Source organism: Pseudomonas sp. GW821-FHT07G10 (genome assembly GCF_059418545.1).
On sequence record NZ_JBWKQB010000068.1, the window covers coordinates 1 to 1310 of the forward strand.

Sequence of the window (1310 nt, forward strand, 5' to 3'; positions counted from 1 at the left end):
TGTCTCGTCCTGAATAAGGTTTACACCTTCTGGCTTCTTATCAGGAGGGTGCAATGGATACGGGCGCAAAACGCAGTCAGCGAGATTACACACTGACTTTTAAATTGTCGGTTGTCGACCAGGTCGAAAAAGGCGAGTTGAGTTATAAAGAGGCTCAACGGCGCTACGGGATTCAGGGTCGGTCGACAGTGTTGGTCTGGTTACGCAAGCATGGTCGACAGGACTGGAGCCAGGGCGCTTCCATCCGCTCCCGGAGGATTCGACCGATGGACGAGCCAACTTTGCCGCCAACCCCCGAGCAGAGAATCAAAGAGCTTGAGGAGCAGTTGGCACTGGCCAATCAGAAAGCCAAATTCTTTGAAGACGTGGTCGATGTTCTGAAAAACGACTACGGCGTATCAGTCGTAAAAAAGCGGCCCGGCAAGTCGTTGCGCAAACCCAAACCCTGAGTGTCAGCAGGGCTTGCCAGTTTATGGGGATCAGTCGCCAAGCCTATTACAAGCGTGATCGGGTCTATCGGGCTCGGATCGAGCAAGATCAGAAACTCATCCAGTTTGTGCAGGAAATCCGCGTGCGCCAGCCCTGCATAGGCGCTCGTAAGCTGCACTCGATGATGCACGCCAAACGTGAAAGGCAGGAGCTGCATGTCGGCCGGGATCGCTTATTCGAGGTTTTGCGTGATCAGCGCCAATTGGTTCGCAGAAAACGGGCCTACCACAAGACCACTGACAGCCATCATCACTTCCGTTGCCATCCCAACCTCCTGAAACTTGGCCCACAGCAAGTCGTCGCGACCGGCCCGGAACAGGTCTGGGTGGCCGATATCACTTACCTGTCAACCACGCGTGATGATCCAGCCTATTTAAGCTTGGTGACGGATGCCTACTCGAGAAAAATAGTCGGCTATCACGTCCATGGCAGCTTACATGCCGACTCGGTGGCCCAAGCCTTGCGCATGGCTTTGAAGACGCGTCGAACACGTCAAAAACTGGTTCACCACTCGGATCGAGGGGTGCAGTACTGCTCGGCGCTTTACCAAAAGCTGCACGCAAAACATGGAATCACGTGCTCGATGACCGATGGCTATGACTGCTACCAAAATGCCAAGGCAGAACGGGTCAACGGCATCTTGAAAACAGAGCTCCTGCTCCATCGACCTGCTGATCTGGCACAAGCCGCACAGATGGTGCGAGAGGCAATCACCATCTACAACCAGGAGCGGCCGCACCTGTCTTTAAAATACAAAACGCCCGATGCGGTGCATCGGGCGTTAGAGTGAAACAGGTGTAAACCTATTTCAGGACTAGACA

1 protein-coding gene is annotated in these 1310 nt (G+C 54.0%); it reads left to right on the forward strand.

Features of this window, described 5'->3' with window-relative positions; all coding sequences use genetic code 11:
• Nucleotides 1-53 precede the first annotated feature (53 nt).
• Nucleotides 54-1279 (forward strand): IS3 family transposase gene (locus AC07O1_RS30330; protein ID WP_495091190.1). Its coding sequence is split into 2 segments (ribosomal slippage): nucleotides 54-405 and nucleotides 405-1279, totalling 1227 coding nucleotides; the frame shifts between segments, so codons are not numbered across the junction.
• The last annotated feature ends 31 nt before the right edge of the window (nucleotides 1280-1310 follow it).